This window comes from Amycolatopsis tolypomycina, assembly GCF_900105945.1.
GTDB classification, from domain to species: Bacteria; Actinomycetota; Actinomycetes; order Mycobacteriales; family Pseudonocardiaceae; genus Amycolatopsis; species Amycolatopsis tolypomycina.
Genome location: NZ_FNSO01000004.1, coordinates 6,831,437 through 6,855,985, shown reverse-complemented (window position 1 = coordinate 6,855,985; position 24,549 = coordinate 6,831,437). Strand labels below are relative to the sequence as shown.

The following is a 24,549-nucleotide window of genomic DNA, read 5'->3' as shown; positions in this document are numbered from 1 at the left end:
GGCGGCGTCGCTCGGAAAAGAATAACGATACACAGGTTCCCCTCGTCCCTATGATCATCCAAGAACGGGATCACTCCCCGTTCGAATTCTGCCAGTGGCACCATAAGTTGGACATAAGTATTGCCCCGATGGCCTATCCATGCGGCACATGCTGCGTCGAAGGGGGGCAGCTGGTGCTGGCGAAAGGAGCAGCAACCGGCCATGCGGCGTTCTTCCGGAAGGAATCGCTTCCTTTTCTTCGAATTCGTGGAACAGCGTGCTACCGCCTTGTCAAGAAACGTCGCCGTCCCGCCGGGCCGGGGCCCCGTTCACGACCTCAATCCGATCGTCACCGACAGGCCGCCGTCCGCGCCCGGCACGGCGTGCACGGTGCCGCTGTGCGCGCGCACGATCGACGCGACGATCGACAGCCCGAGCCCGACGCCGGGTCCCCGCCCCGTCCGGTCCTCCCGCAGCTGGCGGAACGGCTCGAACAGCGCGGGAATCGCGTCGGCGGGCACCGGCCGGCCGGTGTTGGTCACCGTCAGCGCGGGTTCGGCGGCCACCCGGATCCGGACCGAGCCGCCCGGGTGGTTGTACTTGATCGCGTTGTCGATCAGGTTGGTCACGAGCCGGTCGAGCAGCAGCCGGTCGCCGCGCACGGTCCGCGGCACGAGCTCGGTGTCGAGCGTGATGCCGTGCTCCTCGGCGGAAACCCGGTGCTGCAGCACGGCCTGGGCAACGACCTCGTCGAGCTGGACGTCGGTGCGGTCGCGGAGGCCGCGGTCGCTGCTCGCGAGCACCAGCAGCCCGTCGATGAGTTCCTCGCTGCGCGCGTTCACCGTCAGCAGCCGCTCGCACAGCCGCCGGGCCGGCGCGTCGGCGGGCATCTTCGCCATCGCGACCTCGACCATCGTCCGCTGCGTGGCCAGCGGGGTGCGCAGCTCGTGCGACGCGTTGGCGACGAACCGGCGCTGGCTGTCGAACGAGCCGGCCAGCCGGTCGAGCATCTCGTCGAAGGTGTCGGCGAGCTCGGTCAGCTCGTCGCGCGGGCCGGGCATGCGGATGCGCTCGTCGAGGCTGTCCGCGCCGAGCTGCCGGGCGGTGGCCGTCACGCGGTGGACCGGGCGCAGCAGCCGGTGCGCGGCCACCCAGCCGAGCCCGAGTGCGAGCACCGCGGTGGCGGCGAGCGCGATCCCGGACTGCACCAGGAGCGTGTTCAGCATGTCGGCCCGGTACTGCTCGATGTTGCGCTGCACGACTTCGGAGCTCGTCGCGCCGGTCGGCCGGGGGCCGCCGAGGTCGATGCTTTCGGCCGGCGCGATCGCCTGGTCGGCGGAATTCTGGCTCGCCTGCCCGGGCAGCGCGCCGCGCACGAGCAGGAAATTGAGCCCGAGCAGAACCGTGCCGCTGACCAGCAGCAGCCCGGCGAAGACGATCGCGAACCTGGTTTTCACGGAGAATCGGCGGACCATGGCGTCCAGTCTGGCGAAATCGGTCGTAAGCCGGGCATAAGGACCGATGCTTACGACCTGGAGAGCACCCTACGGGTACACCTTTTCCCGGACACGAAAATCCCGGGGAGGTACAGACCATGAGCGCGAAAAGCCGAATGATCTTCGCGGTGCTGGCCGCCGCGCTGACCGTGACGGCGTGCGGCCCGGCCGACGCCGGCCGGGACGTCGCGTCGGTGCCCACGACGTCGGCGAACGGCACACCCGGCGGGGCGCAGAACGGCGCCGAAGACCCGTACACGAAATGCATGAAGGAGAACGGGGCCGAACCGGGGACGTCGCTCGGGGAAATCGGCAGCGGCACGGTGACGCAGGGCACGCAGTCGCCGGAGCAGCAGCGAAAACAGCAGGAGGCGATGGCGAAGTGCGGCAAGCACCTGCCCGACGGCGGGAAGCCCCAGCCGCTGAGCCCGGAGGCGCTGGAGCAGGGCCGCAAGTTCGCGAAGTGCATGCGTGAACAGGGAATCGCGTTCCCCGACCCGGATCCGAACACCGGCGGGTACCAGGCGCAGCCCGGCGCCGTCGTCGAGCCGATCCCGCAGGGCGTGGACATCAACGATCCCGCCGTGCGGGCCAAGTACGACAAGTGCGCGCAGGTCGCGGGCGGCGCGTCGGTCGTCCGGCCGACGAAATGACGGCGGGCCCCGGCGTCGCCCGGCGGCGTCGACGGAGAAGGGCGGGGCTCGCCGTGGTCGCCGTCGCGGTGCTCGCCACGACGGGTGTGGTCGGGTTCACCCGGTGGTCGGTCAAGGGCCGCTCGGACGTGCCGAAGGCGCCGTCCGCCCCGGCGACGGCCGAGGTGGTCAAGACCGACCTGGTCGACCGGATCACGGTGACCGGCAAGGTCGGCTACGGTCCCGGCCGCCCGGTCACCTCGGCGCGGCCCGGGACGCTGACCTGGCTGCCCGAACCGGGTGCGGTGATCGACCGCGGCCGTCCCCTCTACGCCGTGGACGCCAAGCCGGTGATCGTCCTGTTCGGACGGACGCCGGCGTACCGTGACCTCGCGGAAGGCGCGGAGGGGCCGGATGTGCGGATCCTGCGGGAGAACCTGGCCGCGCTGGGCTACCGCACGACCGACAAGGCCGGCACGTTCGGCGCGTCGACGACGGCCGCGCTGAAACGCTGGCAGAAGGCGCTGCGGGTCGAGCAGACCGGCCGGATCGCCTTGGGCGACGTCGCCGTCATGCCCGCGGCGGTGCGCGTCGCCACGGTGTCCGCGCAGCTGGGCGCGCCCGCGGCCGGCGAGGTGCTGACCGTCGGCGGTACCGAGCGGCTGGTGACCGTCGAGCTCGAGGAGGCGCAGCGCGGCCACGCGACCGTGGGCGCCAAGGTCCGGATCGAGACGGCCGAAAGCCGCGACACGCCCGGCACGATCCGCGCGATCACGGCGAAGTCGGCCGACGACAAGTCCGGCGGCAAGACCACGAAGTACGACGTCACCGTCGCGCCGGACGACCCACGGGCGAACCTGGCCGAAGGCGGCTCGGTCGACGTCGGGTTCGACGGCGAGAAGCACTCCGGCGTGCTGGTGGTGCCGGTCGAGGCGTTGCTGGCGCCCCGCGAAGGCGGCTACGCGCTCGAGGTGCTCGAAGGCGCTTCGCGGCGGTTGATCCCGGTCGAGCTGGGCCTGTTCGCCGACGGCAAGGTCGAGGTTTCCGGTGGCGGCCTGGCCGCGGGCATGCGGGTGGTGAGCGCGTCGTGAGCGCCGTGCTGGAGCTCGACGGCGTCACGAAGGTCTACGGCGGCGGGGTCGCGGCGCTGCGGGACGTCTCGCTGCGGGTCGGGGCCGGGGAGCTGGTCGCCATCGTCGGGCCGTCCGGCTCGGGCAAGTCGACCATGCTGCACCTGATGGGCACGCTCGACCGGCCGAGCACGGGCCGGGTGCTCATCGGCGGCCAGGACACCGCGAAGCTGGCCGACCGGCGGCTGGCCGCGCTGCGCGCGAGCTGGATCGGGTTCGTTTTCCAGCAGTTCCACCTGATGCCGGGGATGACCGCGCGGGAGAACGTCATGGCCGCCCAGGTCTACCGCGGTGTCCCGCCCCGGCGCCGCCGGGCCGCGGCCGACCGCGCGCTCGCCGGCGTCGGCCTCTCCCGGCGGGCGGACCACCTGCCGAGCGAACTGTCCGGTGGCGAGCAGCAGCGGGTGGCGATCGCGCGCGCGATGGTCAACCGCCCCCTGCTCGTGCTCGCCGACGAGCCGACCGGCAACCTCGATTCGGCGGTCGGCGCGGACGTGCTCGCCCTGCTGCGCGAGCTCAACGCGTCGGGGACGACGATCGCGCTGATCACGCACGACCTGGCGATCGCCGGCGCGCTGCCGCGGCGGGTCGAGATGCTCGACGGCGAGCTCCGCTTCGACTCGGGGGTGCGGGATGACTGAACCACCCGAACCGGTGCGCCTGGGCCCGCGCGAACTGCTGAGCCTCGGCACGGTCGGCCTGCGCACCCGCCCGATGCGCACGGCGCTCGCGGCGCTGGGCATCGCGATCGGCATCGCCGCGCTGATCGCCGTCGTGGGGATCCCGGCGTCCAACCAGGCGGCACTGCGCACAGAGCTCGAAGCGCTGGGCCCGAACCTGCTCACCGTGGCGCCGGGACGCGACGTGGCGGCGGGAAGCGACGCGAAGCTGCCCGCGTCGGCGCCGGCCATGATCCGGCGGATCCCGCCCGTGCAGTCGGTCAGCGCGACCGGGACGACGTCGGCCACGGTGCGCCGGACCGACCGCGTGCCGGCCGACCGGACCGGCGGGATCCGGGTGAGCGCGGCGAAGCTCGACCTGCTGCCGGTGCTGCACGGCACGGTGCGCACCGGGACGTTCCTCACCTCCTCGACCGCCGAGCTGCCGGTGGCCGTGCTCGGCGCCCGCGCCGCGGAACTGCTGGCCGCCGAGCCGGGGCGGCTGGTGTGGATCAAGGACCGCTGGTTCTCCGTCGCCGGGGTGCTGGACGCGCTGCCGCTCGCGCCGGAGATCGACAACTCGGTGCTGGTCGGCTGGCCCGTCGCCGAGCGGCTGCTCGGGTTCGACGGCAGTCCGGGGTTCATCTACCTGCGGGCGGACTCGCCGGCCGTGGACACGGTGAAGTCGGTGCTCGGCCGGACGGTGAACCCGCTGCACCCCAACCAGGTTCTGGTGAGCAGGCCGTCGGAGGTGCTGACCGCGCAGCGGTTCGTGGAGCGCGCGTACTCGGCGCTGTTCCTCGGGCTGGGCGCGATCGCGCTGCTGGTCGGCGGCATCGGCGTGGCCAACACGATGGTCATCTCGGTGCTGGAGCGGCGGCGCGAGATCGGCCTGCGGCGGGCGCTCGGCGCGACCCGGGTCCACATCGGCGGCCAGTTCCTCGCGGAGTCGGTGCTGCTCGCCGGGCTCGGCGGCGCGCTCGGCCTGCTCGTCGGCGTCGCGGTCACGGCCGGGTACTCGGCGGCACAGGGCTGGCCCACCGTCCTGCCGCCCGCGGTGCTCGCCGGGGGTGCCGGGGCGGCGGCCGCGGTGGGCGTGCTGGCCGGGGTCTATCCCGCGGTGCGGGCCACCCGGCTGACGCCGACGGAGGCGTTGGCCAGTACGTGAGGAACGAGGCCGGGCCCGTGACCGAGGGGCGGTCACGGGCCCGGGGATCAGCCGAGGCTGTCGATCCAGATCCCGGTGATCTCGGCCGGGTAGCAGTCGATCACCACGTACCAGGTCCCGGGGTTCCACCACGGGGTGACGATCACGCGGCCGTCCGAGCACCGGACGCGCAGCCGGATGGCGCCCGAACGGACGGTGCAGGTGACGGTGGCCCGCTCGTCGCTCACCCGTGTGTAGCTGCAGTTGTAGGAGGCCTGGATGCTGTCCGCCGCCGGGATCGCCGCCGGTGCCGGTGCCGGTGCCGCCGTCGCGGTCGCCGGTGCCACGGCGGCGAGCGCGAGGGCGGTGAGCGAGATCTTCGCCGTCCTGCCGATCGAGCAGATCCGCTTCTTCAGTGCCATTTCGTCCTCAATTCGTCGGAAGGGCCCGTGACCAGGGGGAGAAGTCACGGGCCCAGGTCCGACCGGGGTCAGCCGATCGAGTCGATCCAGGAACCGGTGCGCTGGTACGGGTAGCAGTCGGTCGAAAGGTGCACGTAGCCGTTCTGGAAATACCCGGTGGCGATGTAGCCGTAGCCCGCGCAGTAGGACCGCAGGCGGATGGCACCGGAGTAGATGTTGCAGTACGCGTCGGCGCGGTAGTAGCCCAGCGTGTAGGTGCAGCTCCACGAGGCCTGGACGCCGTCCGCCGACTGGATGGCCGCGGGCGCCGCGTTGGCGGTCGCCGGTGCCGCGGTGGCGAAGCCGCCGACCAGCGCCAGCGCTGCGAAGGAGATCTTCGCCGCCCTGCCCATCGTGGAAACCCGCTCTTTGAAGGTCATTTCCGTCCCTCCCGGTGTCACATTGGCCCGAACACAGGAAAGAATGTCCCGGAATTTCTGCGTCGCTAAGAAATGGAAGAAAGGGCTTCCAGGTCGGAGGTTCCTAGCAGCATTTCGGCGATCCGGGAAGAGCTGGAAGAAATCACTTCCGCGGCCGGCGCTTATGGCGTCCTTATCCGCGCGCTGGCACAATGATCGGGTGCGCGTACTCGTGATCGAGGACGAAGTGATGCTCGCGGAGGCCGTCGCGGAGGGCCTCCGCGAGGCGTCGATGGCCGTGGACCTGTGCTTCGACGGCGCGGACGCCCTGGAACGCCTGGCGGTCAACCGCTACGACGTCGTGGTCCTCGACCGCGACCTGCCCGGCGTGCACGGCGACGACGTGTGCCGCGCCGTCGTGGCCGAAGGCGGCGAGACCCGGGTGATCATGCTGACCGCGGCCCGCGAGGTACCCGAACGGGTGCACGGCCTCGCGCTGGGCGCGGACGACTACCTGACGAAGCCGTTCGCCTGGGACGAGCTCCTGGCGCGGGTCCAGGCACTCGGGCGCCGGGCCCGCGCGGCGGTGCCGCCGGTGATGCGGGTGGCGGGCATCGAGCTGAACATCCCGCTGCACCAGGTCACCCGCGGCGACCGGCACATCTCGTTGTCCCGCAAGGAGTTCGCGGTCCTCGAGGTGCTGATGCGCGCGGAAGGCGGCGTGGTCAGCGCGGAGAGCCTGCTCGAACAGGCCTGGGACGAGAACATCGACCCGTTCACCAACGCGGTCCGGGTCACGATCATGACCCTGCGCCGCAAGCTCGGCGACCCCCCGGTGGTCCGCACGATCCCCGGAATCGGCTACCGCCTCCAAGCCTGACCCCACCCAACCCGAGTCCCGCCCCGAATCACGCGAGTCCCGCCCCGGATCACGCGAGTCCCGCCCCGGATCACGCGAGTCCCGCCCCGGATCACGCGAGTCCCGCCCCGAATCACGCGAGTCCCGCCCCGAATCACGCGAGTCCCGCCTTGGCCCGAGCAAGCCTGCCCCGGCGAGCCGTGTCGTCCGTCCAGACACGCGAGTCGACCCCTCAATCACGCGTGTCGACTTCCCAATCACGCGTTTCCCGGCACCGGCGGCGCTTCTCCCTCCCTCAAGCTCGTCCCCGGTGCGAGCCGCTGCACCGCGTCCTCCATATGAGCCTCCAGCAACGCCAACGCCGTCTTCTCGTCGCCGTCGCGCAGGGCCTGGATCAGCTTCGTGTGCTCCTCCACGCGCTCCTCGACCCGCTGGTACGTGCTCTGCAGCGCCGTCAGGCACATGCGCGTCTCGATCAGCAACGTCCGGGCCATCCGCACCAGCCGTTTGCTGCCCGATGCGTTGATGAGCGCCTCGTGGAACTTGAGGTCCGCCGTGGAAAGGGCCGTCGGGTCGTCCTCGCTCGCCGCCGTGGCCATCTCGGCGACCGTCTGCTCGAGGACGTCCGCGATGCGGTCGCGGTCTCCGCCGCGCAGGGCCCGCAGCATGGCCGCTCTCTCTATTGCCGATCTGGCCGCGTAGATGTCGTAGACGTCGCCCGGCTCGAGGTCGATCACGAACAGGCCGCGGTGTCTTTCGCTCCGCAACAACCCCTCGGACACCAGGTGCTGCATGGCTTCCCGGAGCGGCCCCCGCGACACCTGGAACCGCGCGGCCAGCTCGGTCTCGCCGAGCTGGGTGCCGGGCGGGAGGGCGCCCGTCATGATCGCGTCACGCAGCTGGCGCGCGATGACGGCGGCCGTCGACTCGCGGCTCACCGGCTCGATCTCGGGCAGCATGCCCGGTGGCAGTGCCATCTCAGGCGCTCCCGTCCGGCAGGTGCCGGAACAGCGCGCCGAGCGAACGGACGAGCCGCTGCCGGCCGGTCAGGCGGAGGCCCTCCCAGACCGTCACCTGGTTGGCCGTCAGCACGGGCTTGCCGAGGGCGGCCTCCACGGCGTTGATCTCGCCGAGGGTGCGCATCGCGGTGTCCGGCACGAGCACCGCCTGGGCGTCCGGGTGGTCGTGGCTCACGGCGAGCTCGACGACGGCCTCCGGGCTCATCGCGCCCACTTCGGCCGCCGTGACGATGTCGGCGCTGGCCATCGAGACCACCTCGATCCCGCCCGCTCGCAGGAACTCCACGAACAGCCGGGCGATGTCGTCCGGGTAGCTGGCGGCGACGGCGACCCGCTTGACGTCCAGCGCCCGCGCGGCGTGCACGAACGCGAAGGACGTGCTGGACGCCGGCACCCCGGCGACGGCGGCGAGGCGGTCGGCCTGGTCGCGGGCGCCCTCCCAGCCGTAGACGAAGCTGCCGCTGGTGCAGGCCCAGATGACCGCGGCGGGCTCGTGCTTGGCGAGCAGGGCGGCGCCGTCGGCGAGGCGGGCCTCGCTGCCGAGGTCCAGCAGCTCGGCCACCGCGTGCTTGTCGGTGCCGTAGATGTGCTCCACCGCCAGCCGGATGTCGCCCTCGTCGACGGCCATGCCGCCGAGCAGCTGCTCGGCCAGCGGGTAGTCGTCTTCGGCCGCGTGGTCGGGGTAGATGAAACCGATGGTGGTCACGGAACCTCCGGAGGGGACGCAAATTGTCGACAATCCTAGAGGGCTGGTCAAGGAATACCTTCACGACACGTCACGAAGCCACCTCCCGGGTCCGACGATGGGGAGGTTCATCCGGCGCAGGCACGCCCACATCGTCAGCTGGTTGGCGGTGAGCACCGGCTTGCCGAGCGCGGCTTCCAGTGGCTCGATCAGGTCGTAGGTGGGCAGGTTGGTGCAGCTGACGAAGATCGCTTCGGCGTCGCCGTGGTCGGCGGCGAGGATGCGCTCGGCGATGGTCCGGTAGCTGACCTTCCAGATGCCGCCGCCCAGGCCGAGGTGGTCGCTGGCCACCGTCTCGACGTCCAGCTCGGCGAGGAAGGCGTGCAGGGCCTGGGTCAGGTCGGCGTCGTACGGCGTGAGCACCGAGACGCGGTGCAGGTCGAGCTGCTGCAGCACTTCGGCCAGCGCGCCCGAGGTGGTGACGGCGTCCGGCGCGCCGGCGTCGCAGATCGCCTTGGTCAGCGAGCGCTCGTAGTCGACGCCGTTGACGAAGCTGCCCGACGTGCAGAGGTAGGCGACGACCTCGGGCTCGACGTGCAGCACGTCGCGGGTCGCGCCGGCCAGGTGGTGGCTGTCGCTGACCAGGCGGGCCATCTCCATGCTGACCGGCACCGGCTCGTACGGCGTGCGGGCGAGGTGGAGGGACACCTCCATCGGCACCCAGCGCCAGAGCTCGCGCTCCAGCGCGAGGTCGAAGGGTGCGATGACGCCGATGCCGCGCTGGGCGAGCGGGCCCTCGAACGCCAGGAAGTCGAAATCCAAGGCTCAGCCTCCGGAATACGTCTGAACTTGACAGTCCGGTGCTCCGGGGGTCGTTCCTCGGATTGTTGACAATCATACGAGTGACTTTTACCGTGTCAACGTGATCGCCTCGGAACACCGGGAACTCCCCGTCCTGGCAGTGCTCTGCGGCGAGTCCCGCCCACCGGACATGCGTGCTGTCGAATCCGGGGCGGTCGTGCGTTACACGGACGCGGCGGGCCTTGCCGAAGCGTTGTCCGGAGCGGACGCCCTCTTCGTCTACGACTTCCTGTCGACCGCCGTCCCCCGAGCGTGGCACGCCGCCGACCGGCTGCGCTGGCTGCACATCGCCAGCGCGGGCGTCGACCCCGTGCTGTTCCCCGGGCTGGTCGAGAGCGACGTCGTCCTGACGAACTCGCGGGGCGTCTTCGACGACGCCATCGCGGAGTACGTGCTGGGCGTGGTGCTCGCCTTCGCGAAGGACTTCGCGCGCTCGCACAACCTGCAGCGCGAAGGCCGCTGGCTGCACCGCGAGAGCGAGCGGATCGCCGGGCGCGAGGTGCTGGTCGTCGGCACCGGGCCGATCGGCCGGGCCATCGCGCGGCTGCTGCGCGCGGCCGGGATGCGGGTGCGCGGCGCCGGCCGCCGGGAGCGCACCGGCGACCCCGACTTCGGCGTGGTGCACGAGTCCGCGCGGCTGACCGAGGTCCTGCCGCACGCCGACTACGTCGTCGCGGTCGCGCCGCTGACCGAGCACACGAAGGGCCTGTTCGACGCGCGCGCGTTCGCCGCGATGAAGCCGTCGGCGCGGTTCGTCAACGTGGGCCGGGGCGAGCTGGTGGTGACGTCGGATCTCATCGAAGCGCTGGAAGACAAGACCATCGCCGGGGCCGCGCTCGACGTCTTCGACACCGAGCCGCTGCCGGCCGACAGCCCGCTGTGGACGCTGCCGGACGTGCTGGTCTCGCCGCACATGTCCGGCGACTTCGTCGGCTGGCGCAACACGCTCGTCGAGGTCTTCACCGAAAACTTCCGCCGCTGGCGCGCTGGGGAGCCGCTGCGCAATGTCGTCGACAAGACGCTCGGGTACGTGCCGTCGGGGAACCAGGGAGCCGGATGAACGACAGGATGCTGACCGCCAGCGAGCTCGTCGCCGCCTACGCGACCGGTGAGCTTTCGCCGGTCGAGGCGACGGAGAACGCGCTGCAGGCCATCGACGCCCGGGACGGCGAGTGCAACGCCTTCTGCCTCGTCGACGCCGACCGCGCGCTGGAGCAGGCCAAGGCGTCGGAGGTCCGCTGGCGCGACGGCAACCCGATCGGGTGGCTCGACGGCGTGCCGTCGTCGATCAAGGACATGTTCCTCACCCAGGGCTGGCCGACCGTGCGGGGCTCGCGGAGCATCAGCCCGGACCAGCCGTGGGACGTCGACAGCCCGGTCGCCGCGCGGATGCGCGAGGCGGGCCTGGTGCTGCTGGGCAAGACGACCACGCCCGAGATCGGCTGGAAGGGCGTCACCGACAGCCCGCTGTGCGGCGTCACGCGCAACCCGGCCGACCCGGCGAAGACGGCGGGTGGGTCGAGCGGCGGCAGCGCCGCGGCCGTCGCGGCCGGGATGGGCGAGCTGTCGGTCGGCACCGACGGCGGCGGCTCGGTGCGGATCCCGGCGTCGTTCTGCGGCATCGTCGGGCTGAAACCGACCCACGGCCGGATCCCGCTCTACCCGGCGAGCCCGTTCGGCCCGCTCTCGCACGCCGGCCCGATGGCGCGGTCGGTGGACGACACGGCGTTGCTGCTGGACGTGCTTTCGCTGCCCGACCACCGGGACCCGGCCGCGCTGGCGCCGCCGACGGGGTCGTTCCGCGAGGCCGTCCGGCGGGACGTGCGCGGCCTGATCGCCGCGTTCTCGCCGACGCTCGGCTACGTCGACGTCGACCCCGAGGTGGCCGCGATCGTCGCCGAGGCGGTCCGCGCCCTGGGCGACGCCGGCCTGCACGTCGAGGAGACCGACCCCGGGTTCGCCGACCCGAAACCGGCGTTCGACGTCCTGTGGTCATCGGGTGCGGCGAAGCTGCTGGACACGTTCCCGCCGGGGTCCGAGCAGCGGACCGACCCCGGCCTGCGCAAGGTCTGGGAGCTCGGCCGGACGTGGACGGCGGGCGACTACCTCGACGCGACGGCCGAGCGGGCCGCGCTGGGCATCCTGATGGGCGAGTTCCACACGCGCTACGACGTGCTGATCACGCCGACCATCCCGATCGCGGCGTTCGAGGCGGGCCACGACGTGCCGCCGGGCAGTGGGCTGAGCGAGTGGCCGGAGTGGACGCCGTTCACGTACCCGTTCAACCTGACCCAGCAGCCGGCGATCAGCGTGCCGGCCGGGCGCACGGCGGCGGGGCTGCCGGTCGGCCTGCAGATCGTCGGGCCGCGGCACTCCGACGACCTCGTGCTGGCCGTCGCGAAGCTGCTGGAGGAAGTACGGCCCTGGGCGCCCGCCTGACGCACACGTGGCTCAGGCCGTGCCGGCCGGCTCCCGGCGGACGAGCCCGCGCACCTGCGGGCTGCACAGCACGAGCGCCGTCGCCCCGAACACCAGGGCCGCGCCGCCCAGGAGCGTCGCCTGCCGTCCGGCGTGTTCGGCCAGCGGGCCCGCGCTGATCTGGCCGAGCGGCATCGCGACGAACGAGCCGAGCATGTCGTAGGAGTAGACGCGGGCGAGCTTGTCCGGCGGGATGTTCTCCTGCAGCGACACGTCCCACGCGACGGAGAACTGCTCGATCGCGACGCCGGACAGGAACATCGCGGCCAGCAGCGGCAGCAGGTACGGCGTCTGCCCGAGTGCGAAGATCGGCAGCGCGTCGAGCAGGATCAGCGCGACGCCGAAGAGCAGCAGCCGCCGCGGTTGCCAGTGGGCGGCGAGGATGCCGCCGAGCAGCGAACCGGCGGTCTGCACGGCCAGCGCGAGCCCCCAGCCGCTGCGGCCGAAGGTGTCGTCGGCGACGAGCGGGCCGATCACCAGCAGCGCGCCCGAGTTCACCGCGTTGACGATCATGAACTGCAGCACCACGAGCCACACCCACGACCGGGAGCGGAACTCCCGCCAGCCGTCGGCGAGTTCGGCCAGCGGACGGCTGCCGGAGGCGCGGTCGCCGCGCGGCAGCCGGATCCGCCGGTACGCCAGCGCGGCGGCGAGGAACAGCAGGGCGTTCCCGGCGAGCGCCCACCCGGACCCGGCGAAGGCGACGAGCACCCCGGCCACCCCGGCCCCGGCGATGCGGCCGACGTTGGACAGCAGCCGGACCAGGGCGTTCGCCTGGGCGAGCAAGGACGACGGAACGGTCGACGGCGTGAGCGAGGCGGCGGCGGGCAGCGAGATGGCCGAGACGGCGCCGTTGACGATCCCGAGCCCGGCCAGCAGCGGGACCGAGGCGAATCCACAGAGGACACTCGCGGCGATGGCGCCCTGCGTGAGCGCGGCGGCGGTTTCAGTGCCCTGCAGGATGACCGACCGCGGCAGCCGGTCGGCGAGCATGCCGCCGAAGAGGAGCAGGAGAACGTTGGCGATCGACCGGGCCCCGACGACGATCCCGAGGTCGACGGCGGACCCGGTGAGGTCGACGACGGCGAAGGCGAGCGCGAAGGGCGCCACGGCGTTGCCGAAGTCGCCCAGGCTCCGCCCGGCGACGAGGGCGCGGAACCGGGCTTCCCGCAGCGGGGCGAGGAGTGGGCTGGTCACGAAGCGCTCCCCAGCTCGAACAGCGCCACGCTCGCGCTGACCCGCACCGTGCCCGGCGTCCGTGGCGGCCGGGCCGCCGCGTGCAGCTCCTCGCTCAGCTCCGTCGCCTTCTCCAGCAGCCGCGCCCACAACTGCGGGTCCACCCACAGCTCCGCGTCCGTCAACGACGCCGGACGCTCGGCGACCCGCGCCTCCGCGCGCCGCAGCAGCTCGTTCGCGATCGCCTTCGTCAGGAGCTTCTCCTCGCCCGGGGCGCGGGTCGTCAGGTGCTTGCCCGAGTCCGGCTCGTGGCGGTAGCGCTTGGCCCGGCCGCCGCGGATCCGGACCTCCTCCGCGACCTCCAGCAGGCCCGCGTCGTGCAGGCGGCGGATGTGGTAGCTGACGTTGGCCTGCGTCTCGCCGAGTTCGCGGGCCGCCTCGGCCGCACTCAGGGCCGCTCCCGTCAGCAACGACAGGATGCGCAGGCGCAGCGGGTGGGCCAGTACCCGGAGGTGGTCGTGGGGCATGAGCCAAGTCAAGCAGCACTGTCAAAGAGTTATTTGGGGGTTCTCACAGCGTGTAGCGCGTCCCGTCCGGCGGCAGCGACGCCCCCGCGGCCAGCACCGCGGCGTGCTCGGGGGACGCCGGGTCCAGTGCCGGGTTCGTGTTGTTCACGTGGGTGAACGCCCACGGCCGCCCGGCCACCCGGGGCAGGCTCGCCGTGATCGGCAGGTGGCCCATCGCGAGCTGGTCCGGGCCGCCCACCCCGGCCATCTCGTCCGGCGCGAAGAACGTCCCGTCGAGCAGCACGAGCGAAGCGTCCGCCACGAACTCGTCGAACCCGGCCGGCCAGCTCCGCAGGCACGGCGCGTACACCAGCACCCCGCCCGTCGCCGGGTCCGTGATCCGGTACGCGACCACCCACGGCCCGGGAGAATCGGACGCTGCGTACTTCGGCCGCTTGTCGCTCACCGGCAGCATCTCGACCCGCAGGCCCGGGATGTCCGCCCGGGACGACCAGGCCCAGCTGCCGTAACTGTCCACAAGGGAAAACACCGGCGACCGCACCGCCGGCGGCGCGCACACCGGGAGCCCGCCCGACTCGCGCAGCATCAGCAGGCCGAGCGTGTGGTCCAGTTCGGCGTCCGTCAGCAGCACCCCGCGCAGCGGGATCTCCCGCGGCCCCGGCCCGGCCCGCAGCTCCGGCGTCCCGAGGATCTGCGCCCGGATGTCCGGTGAACAGTTCAGCAGGTACCAGCCGGCGCCGTCCGCGCTGATCGCGACGCAGTCCTGGGTGCGCGGCGGCAGGTCCGCCGTGCACAAAAAGCACGCGCAGTTCCACTGTGGACACCCGCCGCCCGCCGCGGTGCCCAGCAGGATCACCTTCACCGGCGCATCACCAGGTCGGAAACACCGGGACGGGACAAGACCAGATCGACCACGGACCGCCGCGGCGAGCGCGAGCACACCGGATCGGTCGCCGCGGCGTCGCCGGTGAGCAGGAACGCCTGGCAGCGGCAGCCGCCGAAGTCGAGGCCGCGGCGGTCGCACGTGCGGCACGGCTCGGTCATCCACTCCTCGCCGCGGTAGGCGTTGAACGACGACGACTGGTACCAGATCTCCGCCAAAGGGGTGTCCCGCACCGAAGACAGCGAAAGCGTCGAGATCGCCGACGCCGCCGGGCACGGCAGCACGGTCCCGTCCGGCGCCACCGTCAGCTGCCGCGCGCCCCAGCCGTACATGCACGGCTTCGGGTACGGCTCGTGGTAGTCGGCGACGACGTAGACGATCTCCATCGTGCCGCGCAGCCGGTCGATCGCCGCGCGCACCACCGGCTCGGCGGCGGCCAGCTGCGCGGCCGTCGGCATCAGCGCGTCCCGGTTGCGCAGCGCCCAGCCGTAGTACTGCGTGTTCGCCAGCTCCAGCCGGTCCGCGCCCATCCGCTCGGCCAGCTCGATGATCCCGGCCAGCTGGTCGTGGTTTTGCCGGTGCAGCACCACGTTCAGCGACAGCGGCAGCCCGGCTGCCTTCACCAACGCGGCCGCGGCCAGCTTCCGGTCGTGCGCCTTCGCGCCGGCCAGCAGGTCGGCCCGCTCCCGGGTCGCGCCTTGCGCCGACAGCTGGACGTGCGCCAGCCCGCGCGCGACGAGGTCGTCGAGCCGCGAAGAAGTCAGGCCGAGCCCCGAAGTGACCAGGTTGACGTAGCACCCGAGCTCACTGGCGTGGGAAACCAGCGCGGGCAGGTCCGGCCGCAGCAACGGCTCGCCACCGGACAGGTGCACCTGCAGCACACCGAGCTCGCGCGCCTGGGAGAACACCGACAGCCAGTCCTCAGTGGACAGCTCGGCGGCGCGCGCGGTCAGTTCCACCGGGTTCGAGCAGTAGGGACAGTGCAGCGGACAGCGGTGGGTCAGCTCGGCCAGCAGGCCCAGCGGCGGGCTCACGTCCATGCGACGACCCGCCGTTCGCCCAGCCGGGAGAGGACCGCGAGGACGTCTTGGGCGACCACGCCGGAGTAGCGCCGCGAAAGCGCCGTCGTGATCTCGGTGACGGACCGGGCGCCGTCGCAGAGTTCGAGCACCGCCGCCGCCGTGGCGTTCGGCACCAGGACGCCTTCGGGGAACAGCAGCACGTGCGTCTCCCGGACGTGGTCGAAGGACAGCCGCACGCCGCGGCGCAGCCGGGGCACGGACTCGGCGGTGATCACGCGGCCGCCCGTTCGATCGCGTCGAGCATCGACCACAGGACGTCGCACTTGAACGCCAGCGCCGCGATCGCGCGCTCCTGCTGCTCGCGCGTGACGCAGTGGCGGACCACGATGTCGAGCGTGTCCTTGCCTTCGCCGGAAACCTTGTCGATCCGGTTGGTGAAGTAGGCGAGGTCGTCGGGGGAAATCCACGCGTAGTGGGCGAGCATGTCCGCCACCCGCTGCTGCATCAGGTGGCCGGCGAACATCTCGGTCAGCCCGGAGGCGACGGCCTCCTGCCACGGTTTCGTCCGCGCGAAGGTCACGTAGGCGTCCACGGCGAACCGGACGCCGGGCGCGACGTGCCGTTCGTCGAGCACCTCGTCGCGGGACAGCCCGACCGCCGTGCAGAGCCGCAGCCAGCGTTCGATGCCGCCGGTCCCGGCGCTCGCGCCGTCGTGGTAGACGATCCGGTCGAGCCACTGGCGGCGGATCTCCGGCAGCGGGCAGTTGCTGATGATCGCCGCGTCCTTCTGCGGCAGCACGCACTGGTAGTACCAGCGGTTCGCCGCCCAGATCCGCAGCGCGCGCTCGTCGAGCTCGCCCGCGTGCAGCCGGCGGTGGAACGGGTGCGTGCCCCAGTACCGGCCGGAAAGCCCGCGCAACGCCTCGATGAATGCGCTTTCCGGGAGTGGCTCGACCGGCATCGGTCAGTCCGCCATGCGGGCCGCGTACGCGGTGACCTCCATCGGGGTTTCGTACTCGACGAAGTCGGGGGTCGTCCACTCCTCGGTCATGCCCTGCTCCTCTCTCCGGGGGTGATCGTCGCCACCCTAGGAGCGGGGAGAGCCGCCTGAACAGCATTATCGCCCCGCTTTCGGAAAGTTTCCTTCCGATGGGGGAGCAGGCGTGCCGGTGAGCGGGCTACCTTACCGCAGCTTCGAGTTCCACCAAGGCCGTGTCGAGGTGTGTCAGGATCCGCTGCAGGTGCGGGACGCTCCGGCGGCAGCCGGTGACGCCGAAGTCGAGGTGGTCGCCGTTGCTCGTCAGCGTGATGTTCACGGCCTGGCCGTCGAGCAGCACCGACGCCGGGTAGATGCCGTCGAGCTGGGCGCCGTTCCAGTACATCTGCTTGCGCGGGCCGGGCACGTTCGAGATCACCAGGTTGAACGGCGGCCGCGTGTTCTTGACGACGCCCGGGATCGGCGAGACGCCGAGCTGGGCGACGTTCACCGCCGACAGCAGCAGCGTCTGCAGCGGCGTCAGCTCCGAGAACAGCCGCTTGCCGTTGCGCATCGACTGGTGGATCGTGACGAGCCGCTTGCCCGCGTCGGGCAGGTCGGTGGCCAGGTTGCACAGCAGCGCGCCGATGTTGTTGCCCGCCGCTTCGCCGGGGTCGTTCTGGCGGCGCAGCGACACCGGCACCATCGCGATCAGTGGCGCGTCCGGCAGCGCGCGCTGTTCGATCAGGTAGTCCCGCAGCGCGCCCGAGCACATCGCGAGCACGACGTCGTTGCGCGACACCCCGGCCGCCGTCGCCACCTGCCGGACGCGGTCCAGCGACCACTTCTGCGCCGCGAACCGCCGCGCGCCGCCGATCGGCACGTTGAACATCGTCTTCGGCGCCTGCCCCGGCAGCGTCAGGGTGTGCTCGCCGAACGCCTCCCGCGCCACCTTCATCGCGGCCGGCGCCAGGCTCGCGAGCTGGTTGGCGGTCTTCCGCGCCGTCCCGAGCAGCGACCGCGGGCGCTTCTCGCGCTCGCCGCCGGGCGCGCGCCGGGTGCCCCACCACGGCGGGCAGTCCATGTCCGTGGGGTCGTCCGACAGCGTGCCCTGCAGCTGGCGCAGCGCCGAGACGCCGTCCATCAGCGCGTGGTGCACCTTCGTGTAGACGGCGAACCGGCCGTCGTCGAGCCCCTCGATGAGGTGGGTCTCCCAGAGCGGGCGGTGCCGGTCGAGCAGGGTGCTGTGCCAGCGGGACGTCAGCTCCAGCAGCTCCCGGACCCGGCCCGGCCGCGGCAGCGCCGAGTGCCGGAAGTGGTAGTCGAGCTCCAGCTCGGTGTCGTTCGCCCAGGCCACGTGGCCCATCGTGTTCACCGGCCTGGCCGGGCGGCGCCGGAACACCGACCGCATGTTGTCCGATTCGAGCAGGCTGTTCCGGACATCGCGCAGGTACTCGTCGCCCGCGCCGTCGGGTTTCTTGAACAGCTGCAGACCGCCCACGTGCATCGGATGCTCGCGCGTTTCGACGAGGAGGAACATCGAATCGGTCACGGGCATCATCGCCATGGGACATCACCTCTCGAGCTCGGCACGCCGACTCTACGCGCTCGGGGGCCGCCGGTGGATCACGTTCTACTCTGGCGAGTATGACCGCCCGCGGCGCCGGGGAAACGCCCTTGCCACCGATGGCCGAATGCGTCGTGATCGGCGGTGGCGTCATCGGCGTCAGCTGCGCGTTCCGGCTCGCCGAAGCCGGGGTCGACGTGCTGCTCCTCGACCGCGGCGAGCTGGGCGGCGGCTCGACGGCGAAGGCCGCGGGCGGCATCCGGTCGTCGTTCACCAGCCCCGTGAACGTCGAGCTCGGCCTGCGCGGGCTGGCCGCGTACAGCGCTTTCTCGCGTGACTTCGGCACCGAGATCGACTTCCGCCGCGACGGCTACCTCTACCTCGTCACCGACCCCGCCGACGTTCCCGCCTTCGAACGCTGCGCCGAGCTCCAGTGCGAGCACGGCGTCCGCAGCCGGCTGCTCGACCCGGGCGAAGCGAAGAAGGTGCTCCCGCTCGTCGAGACCGACGGCGTCGTGGCCGCGCTGTGGTCGCCGGACGACGCCAAGGCGACGCCGGACGCCGTCGTCCAGGGCTACGCGCGGGCGGCCCGCGCGCACGGCGCGAAGCTGCGGCCCGGCGTCGAGGTCACCGGCATCGAGCGTGACGGCGACGTGCTGACCGGCGTGGTCACGACGGCGGGCTTCGTCCGGACCGGCGCGGTGGTGTGCGCGGCCGGCGCGTGGTCGGGCCGGATCGGCGAGCTGGCCGGGCTGGACCTGCCGGTGCGCCCGTTCCGGCGGCAGGTCGTGTTCACCGGGCCGGTGCCCGGGCTGCCGGAAGCGGTTCCGCTCACCATCGAGATGCCGTCGGCCTTCTACTTCCACCGCGAAGGCCCCGGTCTGGCGATGTCGTTCTCCGACGGCGACGGCGTCCCGGGCTTCGACACCCGGTACGAACCCGGTGAGTGGCTGCCGCGGCTGGCCGAGCTGGCGGGCCGCCGGATCCCCGCCGTGCTCGACGCCGGCATCCGGACGGCCTGGGCCGGGCTGTACGAAACGACGCCGGACCGCAACCAGATCATCGGGGAAAGCGTCCTGCTGTCGCGGTTCTTCTACGCGACCGGCTTCTCGGGCCACGGCTTCCAGATGGGCCCGGCCACCGGCGAGCTGATCCGGGACCTCTACCTGGGCCGACGCCCGGCGGTGGACATCGCCGGGCTCGACGTCCGCCGGTTCGCGGCGGGAGCGGCGAGCGCCGAGCACAACATCGTCTAGGGCCTGATTGCCCGATCGTTGAACGATCTGGCAGTATCCAGGCCGTGGCTGTGAGTGGTGCTCGGGAGCTGGTGGACGCGCTGGAAGCGCTCGGAACGGAGATCGTCTTCGGCCTTCCGGGGGTGCACAACCTGCCACTGTGGGAGGCCCTCGGTGAAACCCGCATCAAGCTCGTCGGCGTTCGCCACGAACAGACCGCCGGGTACGCCGCCGACGGCTACGCCCGCGCCACCGGCAAGCTCGGCGTCGCACTGGTCACCACCGGTCCCGGTGCGGCGAACACGCTCGGCGCGGTCGGCGAAGCCATGGCGTCCGCGGCCCCGGTGCTGGTGATCGCCACCGACATCCCCTCGACGCTGCGGCGGCCCGGCGTCGTCCGCGGCGTGCTGCACGAGACGTCCGACCAGCAGGCGATGTTCGCACCGGTCACCAAGGGCGGCTTCACCGTGCGGGCCCCCGACCAGATCGGCACCACCGTCCACCGCGCCGCCCGGCTCGCGCAGCTGCCGCAGAGCGGCCCCGTCTACCTCGGCGTGCCCACCGACTACCTGCGCGAACAGGTGCCCCGCCGCCGTCCGCCCGCCCCGCACCGCAAGCCCGACATCGACGTCCCCGACCTCGCGCGCGCCGAGGCGATGCTGTCCGACGCACAGCACCCGCTGATCTGGGCCGGCGGCGGCGCGCTGCGGTCGGGGGCCGGCGACGCGATCGGCGCGCTCGCCGAGAAGCTCGCCGCGCCGGTGATCACCACGTTCGCCGCGCGCGGGCTGCTCCCGCTCGACCACCCGTGCCTGGCGCCGAACCCGGTGCACACGCCGGAGGTCGGCGAGCTGTGGGACGAGGCCGACGTCGTGCTCGCCATCGGCACCGACTTCGACGGCCTGATGACGCAGAACTGGCGGATGCCCAAGCCGCCCCAGCTGATCGCGGTCAACGTCGACGCCGACGACGCTGCCAAGAACTACCGGCCCGACCTGACGCTGGTCGGCGACGCGCGCTCGATCGTCGAGCGGCTGCTGCCGAAGCAGCGGGACGGGCTCGACGACATCACGCTGCGGCTGGCCGGCATCGGACGGCGGGTGCGCCAGCGGATCCGCGACGAAGAACCGCAGGCCTACGACTTCTTGTCCACTTTGGACGAGGTGCTGCCCACGGACGCGGTGCTCGTCTCGGACATGTGTGTCGCCGGCTACTGGGTCGGCGGCTTCCACCGGGTGCGGGCGCCGCGCAAGCTCGCCTACCCGATGGGCTGGGGCACCCTCGGCTACGGCTTCCCGGCGTCGCTCGGCGCGGCGGCGGCCGGCACCGGGCGGGCCATCTGCATCACCGGTGACGGCGGTTTCCTCTACGGCTGCGGCGACCTCGCGACGCTCGCGCAGGAGCAGCTGCCGGTCACCGTCGTCCTGGTCGACGACGGCGGGTACGGCATGCTGCGCTACGACCAGGACCGCGAGGGCCTGCCGCACCGCGGCGTCGACTGGGACAGCCCGGACTTCGTCGGCCTCGCCCGGTCGTTCGGCGTGCACGCCGACCGTGTCTCCGGCTTCGGGCGCGCGTTCCGGCGGCTGCTCGGCGAGTTCGTCGAGTCCGACGAGCCGAACGTGCTGGTCGTCAAGGCGAAGCTGAAGCCGCCGCTGAACACCTCGCCGCGGTGGTACCGGACATGAGGATCGGCGTCGACATCGGCGGCACGTTCACCGACCTCTGCGCGGTGGACGAGACCGGCATCGTCGCCGTCCACAAGGTCCTGACCACGCACGACGAGCCGGCCCGTGCGGTCGAGGAGGGCCTGGCCGCGCTGCTGCCCGGGCTCGGCGCCGTCGAGCAGGTGGTGCACGGGACGACGCTGGTCACGAACGCCCTGATCGAACGCACGGGCTCGCGCACCGCGCTGCTGGCGACCGCCGGCTTCCGCGACGTCCTCGAGATGCGCCGCGAGCACCGGTACGAGCTGTACGACCTGCACCTGGAGCTGCCCGCCCCGCTCGTGCCGCGGCACCTGCGCTTCGACGTCCCGGAGCGGATCCTCGCCGACGGATCCGTCCACGCCGGACTCGACGAGGAGTTCGTCGCCCGCCTCGGCCGGGAGCTGGCCGCGCGGGGGATCGAGGCCGTCGCCGTCTGTTTCCTGCACTCCTTCACCAATCCCGCGCACGAACGCCGGGCGGGCGAGATCCTCGCCGAGGTCGCGCCCGCGCTGCGGGTGGCGCTGTCGTCCGACGTCGTCCCGGAGATCCGCGAGTTCGAGCGGACGTCGACCACGGTCGCCAACGTCTACGTCCAGGACCGCACCGAGCGGTACCTGCGCGACCTCGAGCAGCGGCTGCGCCGGCTGGGGATCACCCGCGCGCCGCACATCATGCTCTCCAGCGGCGGACTGGCCACTGTGGACACCGCGGCCCGGTTCCCGATCCGGATCCTCGAGTCCGGCCCGGCCGGCGGCGCGCTGGCGGCCGCGGAGCTGGGCCCGCCGGAGCTGCTCGCCTTCGACATGGGCGGCACCACGGCCAAGCTGTGCCTGATCGCCGGCGGCACACCGCTGGTCACGCACGAGTTCGAAGTGGACCGCAAGTACCGGCTGCTGCCCGGGTCCGGGCTGCCGGTGCGGGTGCCGGTCACCGACATGATCGAGATCGGCGTCGGCGGCGGGTCGATCGCCCGGATCGACGCGCTGGGCCTGCTCACCGTCGGCCCCGACTCGGCGGGGTCCGAACCCGGCCCGGTCTGCTACGGCCGCGGCGGCACCGAGCCCACGGTCACCGACGCCGACCTCGTCCTCGGCTACCTCGACCCGGGCTACTTCCTCGGCGGCAGCATGCGCCTGGACACCGACGCGGCGAGAGCAGTGCTCTCCGAAAGGATCGCCGCTCCGCTCGGCGTGAGTGTCGAAGAAGCCGCGTGGGGCATCCACACCAGCGTCAACGAAGACATGGCCAACGCGGCCCGGGTCCACGCCGTCGAGCGCGGGCACGACCCGGCGAAGCTGCCGATGTACACCTTCGGCGGGGCGGGCCCGGTGCACGGCGCCGGCGTCGCGCGGGCGCTCGGGGCGCCGTCGGTGGTCGCGCCGCCCGCCGCCGGGGTGCTGAGCGCGGCCGGGTTCCTCACCGCGCCGCTGGCGTTCGACTTCGTGCGCTCGGCGCGCGCGGCCGTCCACGACCTCGAGTGGGCGCAGGTCGACGCGCTGTTCGCCGAGATGGAGGCCGAAGGCGCGGCGCTGCTCGCCAAGTCCGGCGTGGACGACGTGACGCACCGCCGCGTCGCCGAGATGCGGTACGCCGGGCAGGGCTACGAGATCCGCGTCCCGGTCCACGACGGCCCCTGGCCGGAAAGCCTGATCGACGAGTTCACCCGCACCTACCGCGCGCTCTACCGGCGCACCGGGCCCGAGGTCGGCGTCGAGGTGCTGAACTGGCGAGTGGTGTCCAGCGGGCCGAAGCCGTCCGTGACACTGCGGCTTCCCGTGCAGCCCGCGGGCGAGGCGCGCAAGGGCACCCGCAAGGCCTGGTTCCCGGCGACTGGTGGATTTGTCGACACGGCGGTGTTCGACCGGTACCGGCTGGCGCCGGGCAGCCGCGTCGACGGACCGGCCATCGTGGAGGAACGCGAGTCCACTGTGGTCGTCCCGCCCGGCGCGCACTGCGTCGTCCGGGAGGACGGGGCGCTGGAGGTGACGGTGTGAGCGATCCGATCCTGGCCGGGCTGTTCGGCAACCGCCTCCACTCGATCCTCGCCGAACAGCAGAACGCGCTGGTCAACACGGCCTTTTCCGCGGTCGTCCGCGAGTCGCTCGACCTCGCCTGCGCGGTGTTCGACTCGCGCGGCGAGATGATCGGCCAGTCCGTCGGGGGCACGCCCGGACACATCAACGCGATGGCGACCGGCATGCACCACTTCGTCGCGGCCCACCCGCCGGAGACCCTCGAACCCGGGGACGTGCTGCTCACCAACGACCCGTGGCAGACGGCGGGGCAGATCAACGACATCACGGTGGCGACGCCGGTGTTCCGCGGCGGCCGGCTGGTCGCGTGGTTCGCGTCCTGCTGCCACGCGCCGGACATCGGCGGGCGGCTGGTGTCCGCCGAGGCCCACGAGGTCTTCGAAGAGGGCCTGCGCCTGCCGATCATGAAGTTCCTCCGCGCTGGCGAGGTCAACACGGACCTGGAGCGGCTGATCCGGGCGAACGTCCGGACGCCGGAGGAGACCGTCGGCGACCTGTACGCGCAGGTCACCGGCAACGAGGTCGGCGCGGCGAGCCTGCTGCGGCTGCTGGACGAGCTCGGCCTCGACAGCCTCGACGCAGTCGCCGCCGAGATCATGGACCGTTCGGAGCTGGCACTGCGCGACGCGCTGCGGAAACTCCCGGACGGCACGTACACCAACGAGATCGGCACCGACGGCTTCGAAGACGAGGAGATCGTCCTGCGCGTCACGGCCACGGTGGCCGGCGACGAAATCCACCTCGACTTCGCGGGCTCCTCGCCGCAGAGCCGTCGCGGGATCAACGTGGTGCTCAACTACACGCGGGCGTACGCGTCGTTCGCCGTCAAGGCCGCGATCTCGCCGGAGGTGCCGCACAACGCCGGGTCGTTCCGGCCGGTGCACGTCACCGCGCCCGAAGGCTCGGTGCTGAACTGCCTGCCGCCGGCCCCAGTCGCGTCCCGGCACCTGATCGGGCACTTCCTGCCGTCGCTGCTGATCGGCGCGTTGCCCCGGACGGCGATCGCGCCGAGCGCGGACGCGCTCTGGATGACCATCTGGCGCGGGCCCGGCTTCATGCTGAACGTCTTCCAGACCGGCGGGATGGGCGCGCGGGTGGACCAGGACGGCCTGTCCACGACCGGGTTCCCGAGCGGGCTGCGGTCGACGCCGACCGAGGTCATCGAGACCATGGCGCCGCTGGTCCAGCACGCCCGCGCGCTGCGCGTGGACTCCGGCGGCGCGGGCCGGTTCCGCGGCGGCCTCGGACAGGTGACCACGATGGGCGCACTCGGCGTGCCTACCTGGAGCGTCAACGGGAACGTGGACCGCGTCCGCGCCGCCGCGTCCGGGGTGGACGGCGGTGAACCCGGCGCGCCGGGACGCTTCGGCCTGCGCGGTGGGGCGGACCTGCCCGCGAAGAGCCGGGTGCCGCTGGCCGCGGAGGCCGTCGTGGACGTCACGCTGCCCGGCGGCGGCGGGTACGGGCCGCCGGCCGAGCGGCCGGTGGCGGCGGTGCTCGCCGACGTCGTCGATGGCTATGTCTCGGTGACGGCGGCGCGCGAGGTGTACGGCGTCGAAGTGCGGTACCTCGGTGACCCGGACGCGCTCGTCCGGCTGCCGGAGGACTACGTGGTGGACGAAGAGCAGACAGCACGACTGAGAGCGGGGCAGTGAA

General features: G+C 72.3%; 25 protein-coding genes. 11 read left to right on the top strand and 14 right to left on the bottom strand.

Annotated elements, in window-relative coordinates; translation table 11 throughout:
- Positions 1–308: 308 nt before the first annotated feature.
- Positions 309–1,436 carry a sensor histidine kinase gene (locus tag BLW76_RS41115; RefSeq protein ID WP_341866540.1) on the bottom strand — a complete coding sequence of 376 codons (1,128 nt, stop codon included), beginning with the start codon at positions 1,434–1,436 and terminating at the stop codon, positions 309–311.
- Between the two features lie 137 nt (positions 1,437–1,573).
- On the opposite strand from BLW76_RS41115, the gene BLW76_RS41110 reads away from it, so the two are divergent.
- From BLW76_RS41110 to BLW76_RS41095, 4 genes are read left to right on the top strand one after another with little or no spacing between them, the layout of a single operon-like run.
- The gene (locus BLW76_RS41110) at positions 1,574–2,128 is read left to right on the top strand and encodes a hypothetical protein (protein WP_143060780.1); all 555 of its coding nucleotides are present in this window, start codon (positions 1,574–1,576) and stop codon (positions 2,126–2,128) included.
- 53 nt (positions 2,129–2,181) lie between these two features.
- Positions 2,182–3,198 carry a peptidoglycan-binding protein gene (locus BLW76_RS41105; RefSeq protein ID WP_244170555.1) on the top strand — a complete coding sequence of 339 codons (1,017 nt, stop codon included), beginning with the start codon at positions 2,182–2,184 and terminating at the stop codon, positions 3,196–3,198.
- Positions 3,195–3,878: an ABC transporter ATP-binding protein gene (locus BLW76_RS41100; protein WP_208613485.1), complete on the top strand. Its 684-nt coding sequence runs from the start codon at positions 3,195–3,197 to the stop codon at positions 3,876–3,878. Before BLW76_RS41105 ends, BLW76_RS41100 begins: the two co-directional genes overlap by 4 nt.
- Positions 3,871–5,064, top strand: coding sequence for an ABC transporter permease (locus BLW76_RS41095; protein WP_091317520.1), 1,194 nt, complete (start codon positions 3,871–3,873; stop codon positions 5,062–5,064). The genes BLW76_RS41100 and BLW76_RS41095 overlap by 8 nt, the downstream gene beginning before the upstream one ends.
- A 47-nt stretch (positions 5,065–5,111) precedes the next feature.
- Here BLW76_RS41095 and BLW76_RS41090 read toward each other — a convergent pair whose 3' ends face one another.
- Together BLW76_RS41090 and BLW76_RS41085 are read right to left on the bottom strand one after the other, a co-directional pair.
- Positions 5,112–5,465, bottom strand: a complete 354-nt coding sequence (locus tag BLW76_RS41090) for a hypothetical protein (RefSeq protein WP_091317518.1) — start codon at positions 5,463–5,465, stop codon at positions 5,112–5,114.
- 68 nt (positions 5,466–5,533) lie between these two features.
- Positions 5,534–5,884 (bottom strand): hypothetical protein, encoded by a 351-nt coding sequence (locus tag BLW76_RS41085; RefSeq protein ID WP_091317517.1) that lies wholly within the window; start codon positions 5,882–5,884, stop codon positions 5,534–5,536.
- A 199-nt stretch (positions 5,885–6,083) separates the two neighbouring features.
- Between BLW76_RS41085 and BLW76_RS41080 the strand changes: the two genes are divergently transcribed.
- On the top strand, positions 6,084–6,743 hold the full coding sequence (locus BLW76_RS41080; protein WP_091317515.1) for a response regulator transcription factor: 660 nt from the start codon (positions 6,084–6,086) through the stop codon (positions 6,741–6,743).
- A gap of 236 nt (positions 6,744–6,979) precedes the next feature.
- On the opposite strand, the gene BLW76_RS41075 is transcribed toward BLW76_RS41080, so the two are convergent.
- From BLW76_RS41075 to BLW76_RS41065, 3 genes are read right to left on the bottom strand one after another with little or no spacing between them, the layout of a single operon-like run.
- A complete protein-coding gene (locus tag BLW76_RS41075) occupies positions 6,980–7,699 on the bottom strand; it encodes a GntR family transcriptional regulator (protein ID WP_091317513.1) in 720 nt (239 codons plus the stop codon).
- A gap of 1 nt (position 7,700) precedes the next feature.
- Positions 7,701–8,447 (bottom strand): maleate cis-trans isomerase family protein, encoded by a 747-nt coding sequence (locus BLW76_RS41070; RefSeq protein ID WP_091317512.1) that lies wholly within the window; start codon positions 8,445–8,447, stop codon positions 7,701–7,703.
- Between the two features lie 60 nt (positions 8,448–8,507).
- Positions 8,508–9,248, bottom strand: coding sequence for a maleate cis-trans isomerase family protein (locus tag BLW76_RS41065; RefSeq protein WP_091317510.1), 741 nt, complete (start codon positions 9,246–9,248; stop codon positions 8,508–8,510).
- Between the two features lie 100 nt (positions 9,249–9,348).
- Between BLW76_RS41065 and BLW76_RS41060 the strand changes: the two genes are divergently transcribed.
- Together BLW76_RS41060 and BLW76_RS41055 are read left to right on the top strand one after the other, a co-directional pair.
- Positions 9,349–10,347, top strand: coding sequence for a D-2-hydroxyacid dehydrogenase (locus BLW76_RS41060; RefSeq protein WP_091317509.1), 999 nt, complete (start codon positions 9,349–9,351; stop codon positions 10,345–10,347).
- Entirely contained in the window at positions 10,344–11,726 is a 1,383-nt protein-coding gene (locus BLW76_RS41055; RefSeq protein WP_091317507.1) for an amidase, read from the top strand. The genes BLW76_RS41060 and BLW76_RS41055 overlap by 4 nt, the downstream gene beginning before the upstream one ends.
- 12 nt (positions 11,727–11,738) lie before the next feature.
- Here BLW76_RS41055 and BLW76_RS41050 read toward each other — a convergent pair whose 3' ends face one another.
- The 8 genes from BLW76_RS41050 to BLW76_RS41015 all read right to left on the bottom strand — a co-directional run bounded on the left by BLW76_RS41050 (position 11,739) and on the right by BLW76_RS41015 (position 17,916).
- A complete protein-coding gene (locus tag BLW76_RS41050; protein ID WP_091317505.1) occupies positions 11,739–12,962 on the bottom strand; it encodes an MFS transporter in 1,224 nt (407 codons plus the stop codon).
- Complete coding sequence (locus BLW76_RS41045; protein WP_091317504.1) at positions 12,959–13,468, bottom strand: helix-turn-helix domain-containing protein; 510 nt, start codon at positions 13,466–13,468, stop codon at positions 12,959–12,961. The genes BLW76_RS41050 and BLW76_RS41045 overlap by 4 nt, the downstream gene beginning before the upstream one ends.
- Positions 13,469–13,511: 43 nt before the next feature.
- On the bottom strand, positions 13,512–14,330 hold the full coding sequence (pqqB, locus tag BLW76_RS41040) for a pyrroloquinoline quinone biosynthesis protein PqqB (protein ID WP_091317503.1): 819 nt from the start codon (positions 14,328–14,330) through the stop codon (positions 13,512–13,514).
- Positions 14,327–15,391, bottom strand: coding sequence for a pyrroloquinoline quinone biosynthesis protein PqqE (gene pqqE / locus BLW76_RS41035; protein WP_091317502.1), 1,065 nt, complete (start codon positions 15,389–15,391; stop codon positions 14,327–14,329). The genes pqqB and pqqE overlap by 4 nt, the downstream gene beginning before the upstream one ends.
- On the bottom strand, positions 15,382–15,648 hold the full coding sequence (gene pqqD, locus BLW76_RS41030) for a pyrroloquinoline quinone biosynthesis peptide chaperone PqqD (RefSeq protein WP_091317499.1): 267 nt from the start codon (positions 15,646–15,648) through the stop codon (positions 15,382–15,384). Before pqqD ends, pqqE begins: the two co-directional genes overlap by 10 nt.
- The gene (gene pqqC, locus BLW76_RS41025) at positions 15,645–16,334 is read right to left on the bottom strand and encodes a pyrroloquinoline-quinone synthase PqqC (RefSeq protein WP_091317498.1); all 690 of its coding nucleotides are present in this window, start codon (positions 16,332–16,334) and stop codon (positions 15,645–15,647) included. Before pqqC ends, pqqD begins: the two co-directional genes overlap by 4 nt.
- A gap of 3 nt (positions 16,335–16,337) precedes the next feature.
- Entirely contained in the window at positions 16,338–16,424 is an 87-nt protein-coding gene (pqqA, locus tag BLW76_RS41020) for a pyrroloquinoline quinone precursor peptide PqqA (protein WP_043776987.1), read from the bottom strand.
- Between the two features lie 127 nt (positions 16,425–16,551).
- A complete protein-coding gene (locus tag BLW76_RS41015) occupies positions 16,552–17,916 on the bottom strand; it encodes a WS/DGAT/MGAT family O-acyltransferase (protein WP_091317496.1) in 1,365 nt (454 codons plus the stop codon).
- An 80-nt stretch (positions 17,917–17,996) separates the two neighbouring features.
- Here BLW76_RS41015 and BLW76_RS41010 point away from each other — a divergent pair, with 80 nt between their 5' ends.
- The 4 genes from BLW76_RS41010 to BLW76_RS40995 all read left to right on the top strand — a co-directional run bounded on the left by BLW76_RS41010 (position 17,997) and on the right by BLW76_RS40995 (position 24,548).
- Positions 17,997–19,172: an NAD(P)/FAD-dependent oxidoreductase gene (locus tag BLW76_RS41010; RefSeq protein ID WP_091317494.1), complete on the top strand. Its 1,176-nt coding sequence runs from the start codon at positions 17,997–17,999 to the stop codon at positions 19,170–19,172.
- 71 nt (positions 19,173–19,243) lie between these two features.
- Positions 19,244–20,839 (top strand): thiamine pyrophosphate-binding protein, encoded by a 1,596-nt coding sequence (locus BLW76_RS41005; RefSeq protein ID WP_091317492.1) that lies wholly within the window; start codon positions 19,244–19,246, stop codon positions 20,837–20,839.
- Positions 20,836–22,854, top strand: a complete 2,019-nt coding sequence (locus BLW76_RS41000; protein ID WP_091317490.1) for a hydantoinase/oxoprolinase family protein — start codon at positions 20,836–20,838, stop codon at positions 22,852–22,854. The genes BLW76_RS41005 and BLW76_RS41000 overlap by 4 nt, the downstream gene beginning before the upstream one ends.
- Positions 22,851–24,548 carry a hydantoinase B/oxoprolinase family protein gene (locus BLW76_RS40995; protein WP_091317488.1) on the top strand — a complete coding sequence of 566 codons (1,698 nt, stop codon included), beginning with the start codon at positions 22,851–22,853 and terminating at the stop codon, positions 24,546–24,548. The genes BLW76_RS41000 and BLW76_RS40995 overlap by 4 nt, the downstream gene beginning before the upstream one ends.
- Position 24,549 lies beyond the last annotated feature (1 nt).